Below are 13,199 nucleotides of genomic sequence, written 5' to 3'. Positions count from 1 at the left end.
GGTCCGTAAACGAAGTCGATGCAGAATAAACGGAGTTATTGCCACGCCCGGAGCATCGCCGACGTGTCGTGCCGTACGAGTGTCACTTCGGTTGTTCCCGTCACCGAGACCGACGCGGGGTGCGTCGTGTCAACCACCGTATCCGCCATACGCACTTCTTGACGGGTATCCATCTCTTCAGGCCAACTCAACACGACCGGTGCCACCTTGGGATCCGACACCTCGAGTCGGCGCAGCGGAACACGCAAACCGACGCCGATCGCCTTCAGCACGGACTCCTTGCGCGTCCAGTAGCGCAGAAAGGCCGCCTGCCGTTCGGCCGCCGGGCGGGCCTGCAGAGCGGCCAGTTCCGTGTCGGCGAGGACACGGGGGGCCACCTTCTCCACATCGGTGCCGGCGCCGTCCTCGACGTCGAGCCCGACGTCCGCGCCGCGGCAGACGGCGAACCCGATCACATCCCCGCTGTGCGAGACGGAGAAGCGGACGTCCCCGTGGACGCTCCCGGTCGGCACGTCGAGCGTGACCTTGCCGTGCGGCCCGCCGCAGCGCCCGCACACGCGCCGCAGGGGCACGTCGGCGGGCAGCAGGTCCAGCAGTTCGCCGAGCACCACCCGGCTGACCGCGCAGCCCGCGAGGAACCGGCGCCTGTTGCCGGGGTCGGCCGTGGCCTCGTAGCGGCCGCGTTCCACGGGATCGAGCAGTCCCACCAGGTCCGGGTGGGCGTCGGCCAGGCGGGCCCACCACACCTGCACCGGGCGCGGAGGCAGGACCGCCGCTGTCACGCGCCGGCCTTCAGCCGCACTTCCCCGACCAGCCGGAACCCCATGTGCGGCACCTTGAGGATCTGGGCGCCCGAACCGACCTCCCGGAACCGGGCCCGCAGCGACTCGATGACGTCCCGCGGGTCCTCGCCGGTCAGCCGCAGCAGGTCGGGCCGGGGGACGATGACGGCCCGGCGGTCGGCGAGCGCGCGCAGCGCCTTGGCCTCGGCGTCCGACAGCCGCACGGACGCGGACGGTGTGGTGAGCGCGCCGGTCTCGTCCAGGTCGAGGATCTGGGCGGACGCGGGGGCGGCGACGTCCCGCAGGTAGGTCAGGAAGGACACGAGGCGTTCGACGCCGAGCGGCGCGGCCATGACGAAGCCCGCGCCCGAACGGACCGCCGCCAGTGTGCCCTTGGCGGTCGGCGCCGACTGTACGAGGACCGCGTAGGCGCCTTCGCGGGTGATCTCGCGCAGTTCGAGCGGCGCCGAGCCGTCCGCCTCGGCGGCCACGAAGGCGACGAGAAGGTCGTCGGCGACGTGCGCGGCCAACTCCCGCCGGTCCTGCGCCGCCGGCTCCTTCAGCGGCAGTCCGGTGCGCTCACAGGCCTCTCGCAGACGGGTGGCTTCCGGCGCAGCAAGTCCCTGGGCGAGTACGTACATGCTGTTCGAGCCTCTCGTCGCGTGCGGATCACAGAGTGGATCACAGACCTGTCGCGTGCTCTAACTCTCTTTCTCCTTCCCATAGTTCCATGATCGACCCTTGGTCTACACTCCTGCGCATGCCAGAGCGCCCTTCCCCCGCCCCCTTGGTCCGGCGCACGACGCACGCACTCCTGGCGGACGACCGGCCGATTCGGCTGCCGCACACCGAGTTCGACGGTGCCGGGGTACGGTTCCTCGGCGAGTCGGTCGATCCGGCCCTCTTCCCCTTGTCGGCCACGGAGCTGTGGCACGCATGCGACGGCACCCGGCCGTACCGCTCCTGGCCTTCCCAGGAAAGGGAGTTGATCGCCGACTGGCATACGGCGGGTCTGGTGGTCGCCGCTCCGCGGCCCCGCTCGCAGCCGTCACGCGCCCTGACCGTTCTGTCTCCCCATCCGGACGACGCCCAACTCGCCCTGGGCGCACTGCTCGCCCGGTTCGGCGGCCGGGTGGTGGACGTGTTCTCGCACGAGACGTGGACGCGCCGTCCTCACTATCGGAGCCGCCCCGCGCTCGCCTCGCGCCTGCTGTTGGCAGAGGAGCACGTGGCGTGTGGGGTACTGGGCGCGGAGCTGACCGTGCTCGGGCACATGGATGCAGCCGACCGCCCCGCCTGGCGGGACGGCTACTTCCTCGGGCCGGAGTCGGTGGACACGGCCCGTGCGACGGAGCCGGAGCTGTTCGAGCGCGTCGCCGCGGACCTGGCCACCGAGGTGGCGGGCGGTGGCCCGGTGCTCCTGCCGCTGGCCGTGGGCGGGCACGTCGACCACGTCCTGACCCGGCAGGCCGCGCTGCACCTGATCGCCCACAAGACGCTGGAGCCCGAACGGGTCGCGTTCTACGAGGACATGCCGTACTCGCTGTTCGCCGACGCCACGGCCGAAGCCGGCCGCCTCGCGGTCGGCCCCGAGCAGGTCGCGCCGGTCCCCGTGCTGATCCCGGCGTCGGAGGCGGCGGTACGCACCAAGCACGAGGCGCTGTGGCCCTACCGGCTCCAGGTACTGGAGGCGGTCTCGAAGCGGATCGTCCGGCACGGCCGGCAGCTCGGCGCGCCGGGGTGGGCGGAACGCCTGTGGGTGCTGCCGGAATCCGCCGACGCATTCGGTGAGTTGGCGGCCGCGGCGGCGGAGGAAGCCGCCGCGGCCGGGTGAGGGCGGGCGCGGCATGCGACTGCACACACGGGAGTGGGGCACCGGCGACCGTGTCGCCGTCCTCGTCCACGGCCTCATGGCCGACCACCGCACCTGGCACGAGCTGGTCCCGGTCCTGACCGGCAGGGGCTACCGTGTCCTCGCCGTGGACCTGCGCGGGCACGGCGGCAGTGGCCGGGGCGTATACGCGCCGCATCTGTTCGCACAGGACCTGCTGGAGACACTCCCGCGCGGCCCGGAGCTGGCGCTGGGCCATTCGCTCGGCGCCCTGGCCCTGGTTCTCGCCGTGTCGGAACTGGAGCCGGAGCGTGCCGTCTACTCGGAGCCCGCCTGGCGGCTCGGTGGCCCGGACGGCACCCTCGACCCGGCCGTCTTCACCCTCTTCAAGCGCGCCCCTCGGCTGCTGATCAAGAGTCTGCGCCCGCAGTGGGGAGAGCGGGAGATAGCGGCCGAGCTGGCGGCGCTGGACGCCTGGGACGAGAGGTCCGCGCTCGCCCTCTCCGCGTACCGCGCCACCGATCACACTCCGGAGAAGCCGGTCGTCCGCTCCCTCGTCCAGGCGGCGGAGCCGAGCACGCTGGTGAGCGGGGAGATGCGGGCGGAGCTGACACGGCGGGGGTTCGAGGTGCGGACCGTGCCGGACGCCACGCACGCGATCCACCGGGACAGCTTCGACGCGTTCCTCACCTCGCTGTCGGGGTGGCTGTGAACGGTGCGGGTCAGTGCACCGCGCGCAGCATGCGCGTCACGTTGATCCTCGTGGGCGAGAGTCCCAACTCGACGCTCTGCATCATCCGTTCGCCGTTCAGGCGGCCGTACGCGAGCAGGTCGATGTTGGCGAGGCTGAATTCCGGCCAGGTGTGGATGCTCAGGTGCGAGGCGGAGAGAAGGAGGATGGCGGTGACGGCGCCGTTCGGGAAGATGTGCGAGGACTCACCGAGTACCGTGGCGTTCCCCTTCTCGGCGGCCGTGCGCAGGACCTTGAGGAGGCGCTGCTCGTCGGTCAGGATGCTGTGGTCGCTCACCCATACGTCGACTGCGTACGAGCACAGATCGTCGACGTTTATTTCCTCGGTGGCGGGACTGCTGGAGTTGGTCATGGGGAACCGGAGGCCGCTCAACGCTCGCCCCCGTCTCCTTTCAGATAGGTATGTGCTGGTCTGACGGCTGAAGTGGAAGGTCGGCGAGGCCGGTTCACCGACGGCCCGGCGGGGCGCAGCGTAGCATCCGGCGCGCTCTAAGGCTCCCGGGCACCCTGCGTCAAGGGTATCGCGGGAGGTCACGTCGGATTGGCCGGAAAACTGCGGACGGCGATGGACAACGAAGGAGCGGGGTTCTTGGAGCGGCAAGGCGCATCGGACCGGGATTTCCTGGCACTTGACTGCATTTCGGCGACCTTCGGCATCACGGCGGCCTGGCTCGGTCACGATCCGAGCGTTCTGGGAGATCACTGGGGATACCACCGCAGGACGGACACTGTCGAATCCGAATGGCCCGTTGAACAGATCGGGATCCACCGTCGGACGCCCGAGGAGATCCTGAGCGAATGGTACGGCCTCACCATCGATCATATTCATCACCCCAATTCGCGACGAGCCGAGGAATACATCCGGGCTCAGCTGTCGGACGGGAATCCGGTGATCGCCTGGGTGGATACCTTCCACGTCCCTCACAGCTCGTTCCACGGCCAGCAGCACCATTCACACCGGATAGTGATCCGTCCCGAGGGCGGCAACGGCGTTGAGAATGACGGCGTATTGAGGATCGTCGACCGCTATCAGGGGTCCCTCTTCGACGGTTTCATGGACAGCAACACGCTGTTCACCGCCATGTCCTCGGACGCGCTCGGCGAAGCCCGCAGGGGCGACCCCGACTGGCGGAACCGCACGGCGGTCGTGAAGACCGGCCCGCTCGAACCCGGGGAAGCACACGAGGCGGCACAGAAGGAGACACACGAGGAGAGGCGAGAGGAGACAAGACAGGAGCGGTTCCGCTCCGCCGTCGCGGGGAACGCGCACTTTTCCGCCGGCGCGGATCTGGCCACCGCGTGCGCTGACGAACTGCGCGCCACCCCGGACGCCTTCGCCTCGCTCAGCCCTGTGGGGACGATCGAGGTCAGCGCCTGGTTCGGCGAGTTGGCCAGCCAACGCGCCCTGAACGCGCGCTTCCTGCGGGCAGCCGCCGAGACCTGTGCACTCCCGCCGCTGATCCAGCGGGCCGCCGACGCGGAAGCCCTCTCCCGGCGCTGGGAAATGACCCGGAACTATTTCTTCCTGCGCTTCCGCAAGGGATCCGTGGCAGTACAGCGCATCGCCGATCTCATCACCGAGACAGTGACCCTGGAAAAGGAGTGGAACGCGAGGCTGCGGGAATCCCTTGCCGAGCCGGGCCGACAGTCCGCCGACCCTACCTGCATCGACGGAGCCTGATGCGCTCGGTCCGTCCGGAGTCACGTCGTGGCAGACGGTTTTCAGCTGCCGCCCGCGGCCGGCACCGCGCTCTGGAGGAACCCGAGGTAGCGGTTCGCCAGCCGCCTGCTCGCCGGGCCGGTCTCGATACGGGCGAGCGAGATGGGCCTGAGCTGGGCGTGCGGAAACCCGGGTTGGTAGAGCAACAGGTCGGCACCGGCGGGCCGCTGGGCGATCAGTCTCCGCAGCTGCGCCCCGAGCTCCGTCGGGGAGGCGTCATGTCGCGCCGCGCCCCGAGTGGCCTCGCCCAGGTCCGCCAGGACCGAGTCCTCCAACAGCCCGTCGTCGCCGGGCAGGAGAGCGGTGACGGTGCAGTCGAGCCGGTCGAACATTCGCAGCACCTCCCGCTGCGCCGGCTCCTCGCCCTGGCCGGAACCGCTGCCGGCCCGGTACACGTCGAGATCAAAACTGACATAGCCGACCGCGCCCGCTCCTGACACGGTCGACACGGCGGTCGCCACGAACAGGAAGAGACCACCGGGATCCTTCAGCCCGCTCACGAAGAACGTGTCCACGCCGGGGAGTTCCGGCCGGTCGTGGCGTACGTCGACGACGTGCGTGGTGAGGCCCAGCGCGAGCCGGTCCGCTTCGTCCCCGATCGACCTGAGCACCCGCTCGTCGGTGTCCGCGACATGCACATGCCGCACACCGTCCGCCAGCCCGATGGCCACGCCGAACATCTCGTCGTCGCCGAGTTGCAGCACCGTCCGGCCGTCGAGGTCGTCGTAGTAGTCCATGACCGCGAGCCGTCGCCGCAACGAGGCGAAGGTGTCGAAGCTCTGGTGCAGCTCCGGGTCCGGTGCGTAGGTTCGCCGAGCCAGGACCTCGGCCAGGACATCCCAGTCGACGAGCCCGTCGGCGAGCGTGAGGTCGACCAACCCCGGCGCTCCGTCGTCGCGGGCGGCCGGGGACCCGGCGGTGCGTTGCACCGTGCCGTCGGGGTCGACACGCGTCACGCCGTCCCGGCACAGCCGCGAGAGCACCCACAGCCCGGAGTTGACCGTCATCGAGCCACGGACGATGTCGTCGAGCCGCCCGCCGCCCCACGCGCGCTGGACGACCTGGGCCACCGCGCGCACCGTGGCCCGCGGGTCGCACACCTCGTCAGGCCCCGCATTCCGTAGGACCCGGGACCACGCGGCGTGTTGCTCCGTACTCACCTCCCGCCCCCGGCTTCTGTCTGCCGCGAGGCGACGTAGGCGACGATTTTCTCCAAGGTGGAGAAGCGGTCGACGACGAGATCCTCATCGGGAATGGAGATCAAGAACCGCTCCTCCAGCCGATTCAGGAACTCCAGTAGCTGCAAGGATCCCAACGTGAGGGAAAGTAAATGCGCGTCAGGCGCGATCCGTTCCGGATCGAATGTATCGTCGACCGATTTCAGAAGTATGGATACGTCATAGAATAATTCATTCCTCTGATGACTCGTCACACCGGCATACTTGCTCGGGGAAATCATTGGCCAAACATGAACAGATTGTTTCAGAAACTGGCTCCCCTTCTTGATCGCGTACGGACTACCCTGACCGGTACGGGGGCGCAGTCGTCGCCCACAGGCCCCACAGCATCGAGGAGCAGCCCGTGAACGACCTTTCCTACAGCGACTTCGAATCCGCGCTCCGGCAGTCACTCCCCTTCCTCGACGAGGAGACACCCGTCGACGCGCACGCGAGTCTGACGGAACTGGGCCTGGATTCGCTGACGTTGCTGGGCCTGGTGGCGGAGCTGGAGGACAGGTTCTCGGTGGAACTGCCGGACGAGATGCTGGTCATGGAGACCTTCGAGACACCGTCGACCCTGTGGGACAGTCTGTCGAGGCTCCCCCGCACCTGAGCGCACCGCGAACTCGCTCTCGCCCAGGGCCGGTTGTCGGCCCTGGCCGACAGGACGCGATGCCGGGGCGCGGCCGGCCGGAGTCAAGTCGACCAGCTGGGACGGGCTCATTCAGGAGGTGCAGGTCTTCCCACCCTCACCGACCATCGCCTGCACACCGCGCGACGGGAGATCAGGCGCCCGAGACGTCCTGTCTGACCTGGCCAGAGCGGCGGGCCTCTTCGTTGACGTGTGCGTGATCGAGTTCGCATCTGTCGTCATGGCTTCGACGGAAGGTCGCACCCCGGCCACGTGCGATACGGACGACAGGAGTCGCTGCGTCAGCGAGGAAGGTCACCGATATCTCCGGGGACGGCTGGAAGGACCCGCGGACCGCCCGAAGGGCCGGTTCACGGCGGGCCAGGTGAGTGCGCGAGCCGCAGGTGCGGTGCCGGCGGCAGCGGCGTAGCCGGTCCCGCCTCCGGCGGGGCGCGGAACGCCTCGATCATGTAGGCGGCGAATCGGCGGGAGGCCGTGACCCGGGAGTCGTGCGGCGTGTTCTGCAAGCCCCGGTGGGCCATGAGCATGAGGACCAGGTCGTCGACGACGAAGCCGGGGCGGAGCCTACCCGTCTCCTGGGCACGACGGGCCAGCTCGGTGACCGCGCGCAGAGTCCGCTCCCGGTCGGCGGCGAAGTCCATGGCCTCGGGAAAGGCCGTCATGAAGGCGTCGGCGAATCCACGGCTGTGCGCGTGGAGTTCGCAGATCCGCTCGACCAGGCTCCGGAACCCGTCCCACGGGTCCATGGCCGTCAGGGCGTCGTGGACGACGGCGCGGCAGGCCCGCCGCTGGTCGGCGAAGGCCTCGGCGATCAGTTCCTGCTTGGCCGGGAAGTGCCGGTACAGCGTGGCGGGGCCGACACCGGCATGCCGGGCGACCTCGCGCATGGGCGCGCCCAGGCCTTCCTCGCCGAACACCGCGCGGGCGGCGTCCAGGATGCGGGCGCGGTTGTCGCGCGCGTCGGCACGAACGGTCCGAGACAAGTGACTGGTCATCGTTTCTCACTTTAGCCAAACGGACGGGGGCGTCCGTTACGGTCCGATGGCAGTGCCGCCTCCTCGTCCTCGCACTCCGCCGGTGGTGCCCGGGCCGTGGAGGCCGGTCCGCCGCCCACGGCCGCGACAGCGGCGCCCCGTACCTCCACCGGCTCGAGGAGCAGCGATGAAAGCCGTCGTCATCAAAACATTCGGAAGCCCTGACGGCCTGGAGGTCGTCGACCTGCCCCTGCCCGTACCTGCCCCGGGTCAGGTACGGATCGCCACGGAGGCGATCGGGGTGGGGGGTGTGGACGCCGTGATCCGCCGGGGAACGCTCGCCGCCTACGGCTTCCGGGAGGGACATGTCCTCGGCAGCGAGGTCGTGGGAAGCGTCAGCGCGGTGGGAGAGGGCGTGGACGCCTCGTGGATCGGGCGGCGGGTATGGGCGTTCACCGGTCTGTCCGGTGGGTACGCCGAGCAGGCCGTGGCCTCGGTCGACGATGTCCTCCCGCTGCCCGACGGCCTGACCGGCGCCGACGCGGTGGCTCTCGGCGGCTCCGGCGTGGTCGCCCACTTCGCCCTGGACCGGGCGCGGTTCACGCCCGGCGAGACGGTGCTCGTACGGGGCGCCGCGGGCAGCATCGGGATCACGGCGGTCCAGCTCGCGGCAGGCGGCGGCGCGGGCGCGGTGGCGGTCACCACCTCGTCGGCGCAGCGTGGGGCCCGCCTGCGGGACCTGGGCGCGACCGTGGTTCTCGACCGCTCCGGCGCGGGCGGCGCGGGCGCGCCGAGGGGCTTCGACGTGGTGATCGACATCGTGGGCGGCCCCCGGCTTCCCGATTTCCTGGAGATGCTCAACACCAACGGGCGCTATGTGGCTGTCGGGGTGGTCGGGGGGCAGCCCCCGGCGGACTTCGGTACGCGGCTGATGGCCGCCTTCCGCAAGTCGCTGTCGTTCGCCACCTTCAGCGCCGACACCGTGCCCGGCCCCGACCGGCAGGCCGTGCGGTCGTCCCAGTTCGCCGATGCCGCGCGCGGGGACCTGCGTACGGTCGTGCACGGGACGCTGCCGCTCAGCCAGGCGGTGTCGGCCCATCGCGCGATGGACGCGGGCACGGTGTTCGGCCGAGTGGTGCTCGTGCCCTGAGCGGACGCGCTCCGAGCCCGGACCCGCGGTCACGGCGCGCCCTCAGCGGGTTTCAGCGGGTTCTCGGCGGGTCTCGGCGGGTTCTCGGCTCCTGTACCAGCCAAAACAGCCATGCTTCCACCAGGCCTGTCTCGCCGCGGGCCGGGAAGAGGCTCTGCGCCTCCACCGGCCGGCTCGTCGCAGAGGGTTACGAGGCACTGAAGGACGGCAGCACCGACCGGGTCGTCGTCATCACCGACTTCGCCCGACACCCCCGCACGTCGAGTGCGCCCTCGCGGACGGCAGGCTCAGCCGCTCACCGCTCTCAACATGCCGGGTCTGCGGCCGTTGAGGCGGTCGAGCGCCATACCCGTGGCCTCGTCGGCGGGCATGTGCACCACCAACCGCTGTCCCTCGTCCGGGAAGGCGAGGGTCTCGTACGACATCCGCAGGCGGCCCACCTCGGGATGGTCGACGAGATCGGTTCCGAACCGGCTGGGCATGGTCGGCACGGCAGCGAGGCGCTCGCGGAAGTCCGCCCCCGCTGTCGCCATCAACTCCGCGGTGAGTGCGGCCACATGCGGGTCTTGCAGCGAGGCCTCGTTGCGCAGGTAGGCGATCTGGTCGTCGGCGATCCGGTCCCACTCGGGGTGTACCGCACGGGCGCGGGGGTCCGTGAACACGTACCGCACCATGTTGGGCCGGTCGCCGTCGAGCAGGCCGAGCGGGCGGGCATACCGCTCGTAGCCCCTCGTGCAGGCCAGGATGTCGCCGATCCAGTTGAGCAGCACGGCCGGTGCGGGCTCCAGGCGGTCGAGGAGCGCCCGGACCGTGGTGCGCACGGTCCGGACCGGCGGTGCGGTGGCCGACTGGCAGAGCACCTTGTCCATACCGTGTTCCTTGGCCAGTCGGCGGAGCAGGAGGTGGTCGGCCGTCGACAGCCGCAGCGCCTCGGTGAGGGCGCCGAGGACCTGGGCGGAGGGGTTGCGGTCGCGGCCCTGTTCCAGCCGGATGAGGTACTCGACGCTGATGCCGGCGAGGGTGGCGAGTTCGGCCCGTCGCAGCCCGGGGGTGCGGCGGCGGGCGCCCGCGGGCAGGCCCACCTCGGCGGGAGTGATGGCTTCTCGGCGGGTGCGCAGGAAAGTCCCCAGCTCGTTGTCGCTCACCGATCGACCGTACCGCCCGTGGCTTCGCGGAGGGTGTCTCTGTCACTACCACCCTCAGCCCGGTCTCCCTACCGGGACGCCGAACTCGCAGGGTGGATTCATGACTTACGACAACACCGCGAACGCCTCCACCACCTCCGTCTCCGCTCTGCCTCTCGCCCCCGGCGACTGGGAGCTCGACCCCCTGCACTCGGCGGTCCACTTCACCATCCGGCACCTGGGCATCGCCAAGGTGCGCGGTCGGTTCCTGGACTTCGAGGCCGGGCTGTCCGTCGGTGAGACGCTCGACGAGGTGCGGGCGAGCGCCGAGATCGCCCTGGCCTCCATCGACACCGGCAACCCCGACCGCGACGCCCACACCCGCTCGGCCGATCTGCTCGACGTGGAGAAGCGGCCGACGATGACGTTCCGGTCGACTTCGGTGTCCGGGACGGACGGGGAGTGGTCCCTGGAAGGGGAGTTGACCATCGGGGACGTGACCCGGCCGGTCAGTTTGGCCGTCGAGTTCGGAGGGGCGGTGGAGTTCCCCGCGGACCGGAGGAAGCACGCCGGCTTCGAGGCCACGGGCGAGATCCGGCGCAGCGAATTCGGGCTCGACTTCGGGACCGGTCTCCTCAGTGACGTCGTCAAGGTGCAGCTGGACATGCAGTTCGTCGAACCGCAGGGCCAGAGCAGCTGACGCAGAGCGAACTCGGTGTCCCCCGCGGCTGGTCGGGGCGCGGCGCCGGGTCGCAGACCCTTCGGCCGCTCGCCCGCCTCGCCAAGGGCGAGCGCCGCCGGTCGGCAACCCGCTGGAGCGGCCGTTTGCGCGCTCCTGGAGTGACGGCCATGGGCGTCCCCTGCCCTCGGACTCCGGGGAGAGCACGACTGTCAGTGGTCTGGTGCATGATCGGCGCATTGGTTCATCTACGAGTTCGGGGGCGCTATGCCGATCACCAACGAGCAGGTAGCAGGGCGGGCGTTTCTGCGGCCCCTGTACGCGGACACGTACTTCCCCGATCACGTCGTCGACCAGGGCAAGGCGATTCTGCTGCGGCTCTGCGAGCGGATCGAGGCTGAGGAGCCGTCGGACGTGGCGGCCCTATATGTGCTCACACAAGCCGCGACGGAGGAGTTCAACCTGCTGGAGGCGGAGTTCGAGGCGGCAGGGAGCGAGATCGAGACGGTGGCTCGCGAGGAGATCGCTGAGGACTTCTGGTTTGTCGCGTCGGCTTACGGGTTCGCAGATGCGGACGTCGAGGAGCTGATCGCCACCCGCAATTGGTGAGCTACGGCCCGTCTGCCGGTCACAGACCCTCGTTGAGGACTGCGCCCAGCGCAGTCGCCGCGTATCCGATCGGGCAACAGCTCTGCACCTGCCGCATGCTGTCGCTCTCGGTGACCTGCGCGACGACGTCCTGCCCTTCGACACCGCGCGTGCCTTCACCGGGGCCGAACGGGTCGGCCCGTCGGACGAGGACGCGGAGCTCCGCATGCTGTTCGAGCGCGAGGACCCGGACCCCGATTCCATCGCCGACGTCGCCGATGCCGTGGCCATGCGCTGCGCCGCCGACGCCCGCCACGCGGCCGAGCGCCACGCGGCCGAGCGCCATGCGGCCTTCGTTCCTGACCTGGCTGCGGGAGTCCGAGCCTGCCGTGGCGTCCCGTGCGCGGGGGCTGATGGGGCGCTGCTGGTCTGGTTCCCCGCAGTCCCCGGACTCGCGACCGCGCTGGTCGGCGTGGGGTTCGACACGGGCACCACCCGCGCGTCGGCGAATCTCGCCCCGGCGTTTCTCCCCGGCCCTCTCGGCCCCGGCGAATTCGCGGCCCTGCACCCACTGCCGCCCCGACACCCCCGACTTGTCCCGCGGCATCACTCCGGCATTCCCTCAGCGTCCCCAGCCGCAAGCACTCAGACGCGATGAGGGCATTCCCCTCCCCCGGTCTCAGACCCTGACCCGTCAACGTTCGCCTGCCTGGGCAAACGGCGCCCACCGGGACCGGCTCACCGCGCCGTAGCCTGGGCAGACCCACGCAGAACCGCGTACCGGGGACGTCGTCGCGCGACCGGCAGCGGGCGGTTCGGGGTCGGCCCGGCCGGTTCTGCCCTGGACCAGGGTGTCAGGCAGTGGGGTCAACGAAGCGGCGAATAAAGGCCAGCGCGGTGTCGGCGACCTCGCGCCATCCGCTGTCGATCGTCAGGGAGTGGCCCCGGCCCGGGAGTTCGGTGATCTCCGTGACGGCGTGCGCGTTCTGTGCCTGCTTCTTGTAGGCAGCGTTGGCGATGGACCAGGGCACGGTGTTGTCCTTCTCCCCCGAGATGACCAGCAGAGGGCCGCGGTCGGCTGCCAGGGTGTCCACCTTGGCCTCGGTCCAGGGGTTGAGGTTGGCGGCTGCCGCCTGGAACAGCGGCTCGCCCGGAGCGGCCACCGCGAAAGCGGCGTACAGCTGCAGCGCCTCCTCCTCGCTGACGGCGTTGGCGAAGGCGTAGCGGAACTGATCGAACGTCAGCGGGACGGCCCGGTGGTAGTTGGCCGGGTTGCCGAGCACGGCGCTCGCGGCCCGCAGGGAGGACAGCGGCAGGGGCAGCACGCCCCGGAAGGGGGCCGGGTCGATCGCCACCGATGCCTGGGACAGGCCGCGCCCGGCGGTGATCTGGGTGATCAGGCCGCCGAAGGAGTGGCCGATCACCACGGGCTTGCGGTCAAGGCGGCCGATCAGGTCGCAGAAGTGGTCGGCGACCTGGCCCACGCTCTTGCCCGCGAAGGCCTCGGGGTGGGCGTGCGCCTCCTCCACGTTCTGCGGGTCGTCCGGCCATCCCGGCAGGACCGGAGCGAAGCCGGCCTCCTCGAAGACCGTGGCCCACCGCTGCCAGCTGGTCGGCAGCAGCCACAGTCCGTGGATGAAGACGACCGGGACCCGGCCGCCGGCGTTCGCCCGCTCGACCTCGGCGAGGTCTCGTGCGAAGGAAGCGCTGTCGGACGGAATACTCATG

At 70.2% G+C, this 13,199-nt stretch carries 16 protein-coding genes; 7 read left to right on the top strand and 9 right to left on the bottom strand.

Translation table 11 applies throughout. The features are described 5' to 3' along the window. Positions 1–35: 35 nt before the first annotated feature. Positions 36–782: a 4'-phosphopantetheinyl transferase family protein gene (locus OG933_RS43500; protein ID WP_405632984.1), complete on the bottom strand. Its 747-nt coding sequence runs from the start codon at positions 780–782 to the stop codon at positions 36–38. Beyond that, positions 779–1,423: a hypothetical protein gene (locus tag OG933_RS43495; RefSeq protein WP_362525644.1), complete on the bottom strand. Its 645-nt coding sequence runs from the start codon at positions 1,421–1,423 to the stop codon at positions 779–781. The genes OG933_RS43500 and OG933_RS43495 overlap by 4 nt, the downstream gene beginning before the upstream one ends. Before the next feature lie 119 nt (positions 1,424–1,542). Between OG933_RS43495 and OG933_RS43490 the strand changes: the two genes are divergently transcribed. Both OG933_RS43490 and OG933_RS43485 read left to right on the top strand, forming a co-directional pair. Beyond that, positions 1,543–2,616, top strand: coding sequence for a hypothetical protein (locus OG933_RS43490; RefSeq protein ID WP_405632982.1), 1,074 nt, complete (start codon positions 1,543–1,545; stop codon positions 2,614–2,616). A 13-nt stretch (positions 2,617–2,629) separates the two neighbouring features. Next, complete coding sequence (locus OG933_RS43485; protein WP_405632979.1) at positions 2,630–3,325, top strand: alpha/beta fold hydrolase; 696 nt, start codon at positions 2,630–2,632, stop codon at positions 3,323–3,325. A 10-nt stretch (positions 3,326–3,335) separates the two neighbouring features. Here the strand turns inward: OG933_RS43485 and OG933_RS43480 are convergent, their stop codons facing one another. Then, positions 3,336–3,737, bottom strand: coding sequence for an S-adenosylmethionine decarboxylase family protein (locus tag OG933_RS43480; RefSeq protein WP_242432767.1), 402 nt, complete (start codon positions 3,735–3,737; stop codon positions 3,336–3,338). A 192-nt stretch (positions 3,738–3,929) separates the two neighbouring features. On the opposite strand from OG933_RS43480, the gene OG933_RS43475 reads away from it, so the two are divergent. Next, a complete protein-coding gene (locus OG933_RS43475) occupies positions 3,930–5,045 on the top strand; it encodes a BtrH N-terminal domain-containing protein (protein ID WP_405632977.1) in 1,116 nt (371 codons plus the stop codon). A 41-nt stretch (positions 5,046–5,086) separates the two neighbouring features. On the opposite strand, the gene OG933_RS43470 is transcribed toward OG933_RS43475, so the two are convergent. Then, complete coding sequence (locus OG933_RS43470) at positions 5,087–6,154, bottom strand: bis-aminopropyl spermidine synthase family protein (RefSeq protein WP_362525656.1); 1,068 nt, start codon at positions 6,152–6,154, stop codon at positions 5,087–5,089. 86 nt (positions 6,155–6,240) lie between these two features. Continuing rightward, positions 6,241–6,543, bottom strand: a complete 303-nt coding sequence (locus OG933_RS43465; protein ID WP_405632975.1) for an acyl carrier protein — start codon at positions 6,541–6,543, stop codon at positions 6,241–6,243. 122 nt (positions 6,544–6,665) lie between these two features. Between OG933_RS43465 and OG933_RS43460 the strand changes: the two genes are divergently transcribed. After that, positions 6,666–6,917, top strand: a complete 252-nt coding sequence (locus OG933_RS43460) for an acyl carrier protein (RefSeq protein WP_362275533.1) — start codon at positions 6,666–6,668, stop codon at positions 6,915–6,917. 389 nt (positions 6,918–7,306) lie between these two features. On the opposite strand, the gene OG933_RS43455 is transcribed toward OG933_RS43460, so the two are convergent. After that, entirely contained in the window at positions 7,307–7,951 is a 645-nt protein-coding gene (locus OG933_RS43455) for a helix-turn-helix domain-containing protein (protein WP_362525662.1), read from the bottom strand. Positions 7,952–8,117: 166 nt separating this feature from the next. Here OG933_RS43455 and OG933_RS43450 point away from each other — a divergent pair, with 166 nt between their 5' ends. Continuing rightward, on the top strand, positions 8,118–9,080 hold the full coding sequence (locus tag OG933_RS43450) for a zinc-binding dehydrogenase (RefSeq protein WP_405632973.1): 963 nt from the start codon (positions 8,118–8,120) through the stop codon (positions 9,078–9,080). A 287-nt stretch (positions 9,081–9,367) separates the two neighbouring features. Here OG933_RS43450 and OG933_RS43445 read toward each other — a convergent pair whose 3' ends face one another. Then, the gene (locus tag OG933_RS43445; RefSeq protein ID WP_405632970.1) at positions 9,368–10,225 is read right to left on the bottom strand and encodes a helix-turn-helix domain-containing protein; all 858 of its coding nucleotides are present in this window, start codon (positions 10,223–10,225) and stop codon (positions 9,368–9,370) included. Positions 10,226–10,325: 100 nt separating this feature from the next. Here OG933_RS43445 and OG933_RS43440 point away from each other — a divergent pair, with 100 nt between their 5' ends. Further along, positions 10,326–10,904, top strand: a complete 579-nt coding sequence (locus tag OG933_RS43440; RefSeq protein WP_362525671.1) for a YceI family protein — start codon at positions 10,326–10,328, stop codon at positions 10,902–10,904. A gap of 246 nt (positions 10,905–11,150) precedes the next feature. Beyond that, positions 11,151–11,492: a DUF5713 family protein gene (locus OG933_RS43435; protein ID WP_142270547.1), complete on the top strand. Its 342-nt coding sequence runs from the start codon at positions 11,151–11,153 to the stop codon at positions 11,490–11,492. A gap of 19 nt (positions 11,493–11,511) precedes the next feature. On the opposite strand, the gene OG933_RS43430 is transcribed toward OG933_RS43435, so the two are convergent. Continuing rightward, a complete protein-coding gene (locus tag OG933_RS43430) occupies positions 11,512–11,817 on the bottom strand; it encodes a hypothetical protein (RefSeq protein WP_405632966.1) in 306 nt (101 codons plus the stop codon). A gap of 508 nt (positions 11,818–12,325) precedes the next feature. Then, the gene (locus OG933_RS43425) at positions 12,326–13,198 is read right to left on the bottom strand and encodes an alpha/beta hydrolase (protein ID WP_362525678.1); all 873 of its coding nucleotides are present in this window, start codon (positions 13,196–13,198) and stop codon (positions 12,326–12,328) included. Between the last annotated feature and the right edge of the window lies 1 nt (position 13,199).

Origin of the sequence: Streptomyces sp. NBC_00016, assembly GCF_045040885.1 — a bacterium.
Classification (GTDB): domain Bacteria; phylum Actinomycetota; class Actinomycetes; order Streptomycetales; family Streptomycetaceae; genus Streptomyces; species Streptomyces coriariae.
The sequence above is the reverse complement of the archived record's forward strand: the minus strand, read 5'-3'. Positions and strand labels throughout refer to the sequence as shown.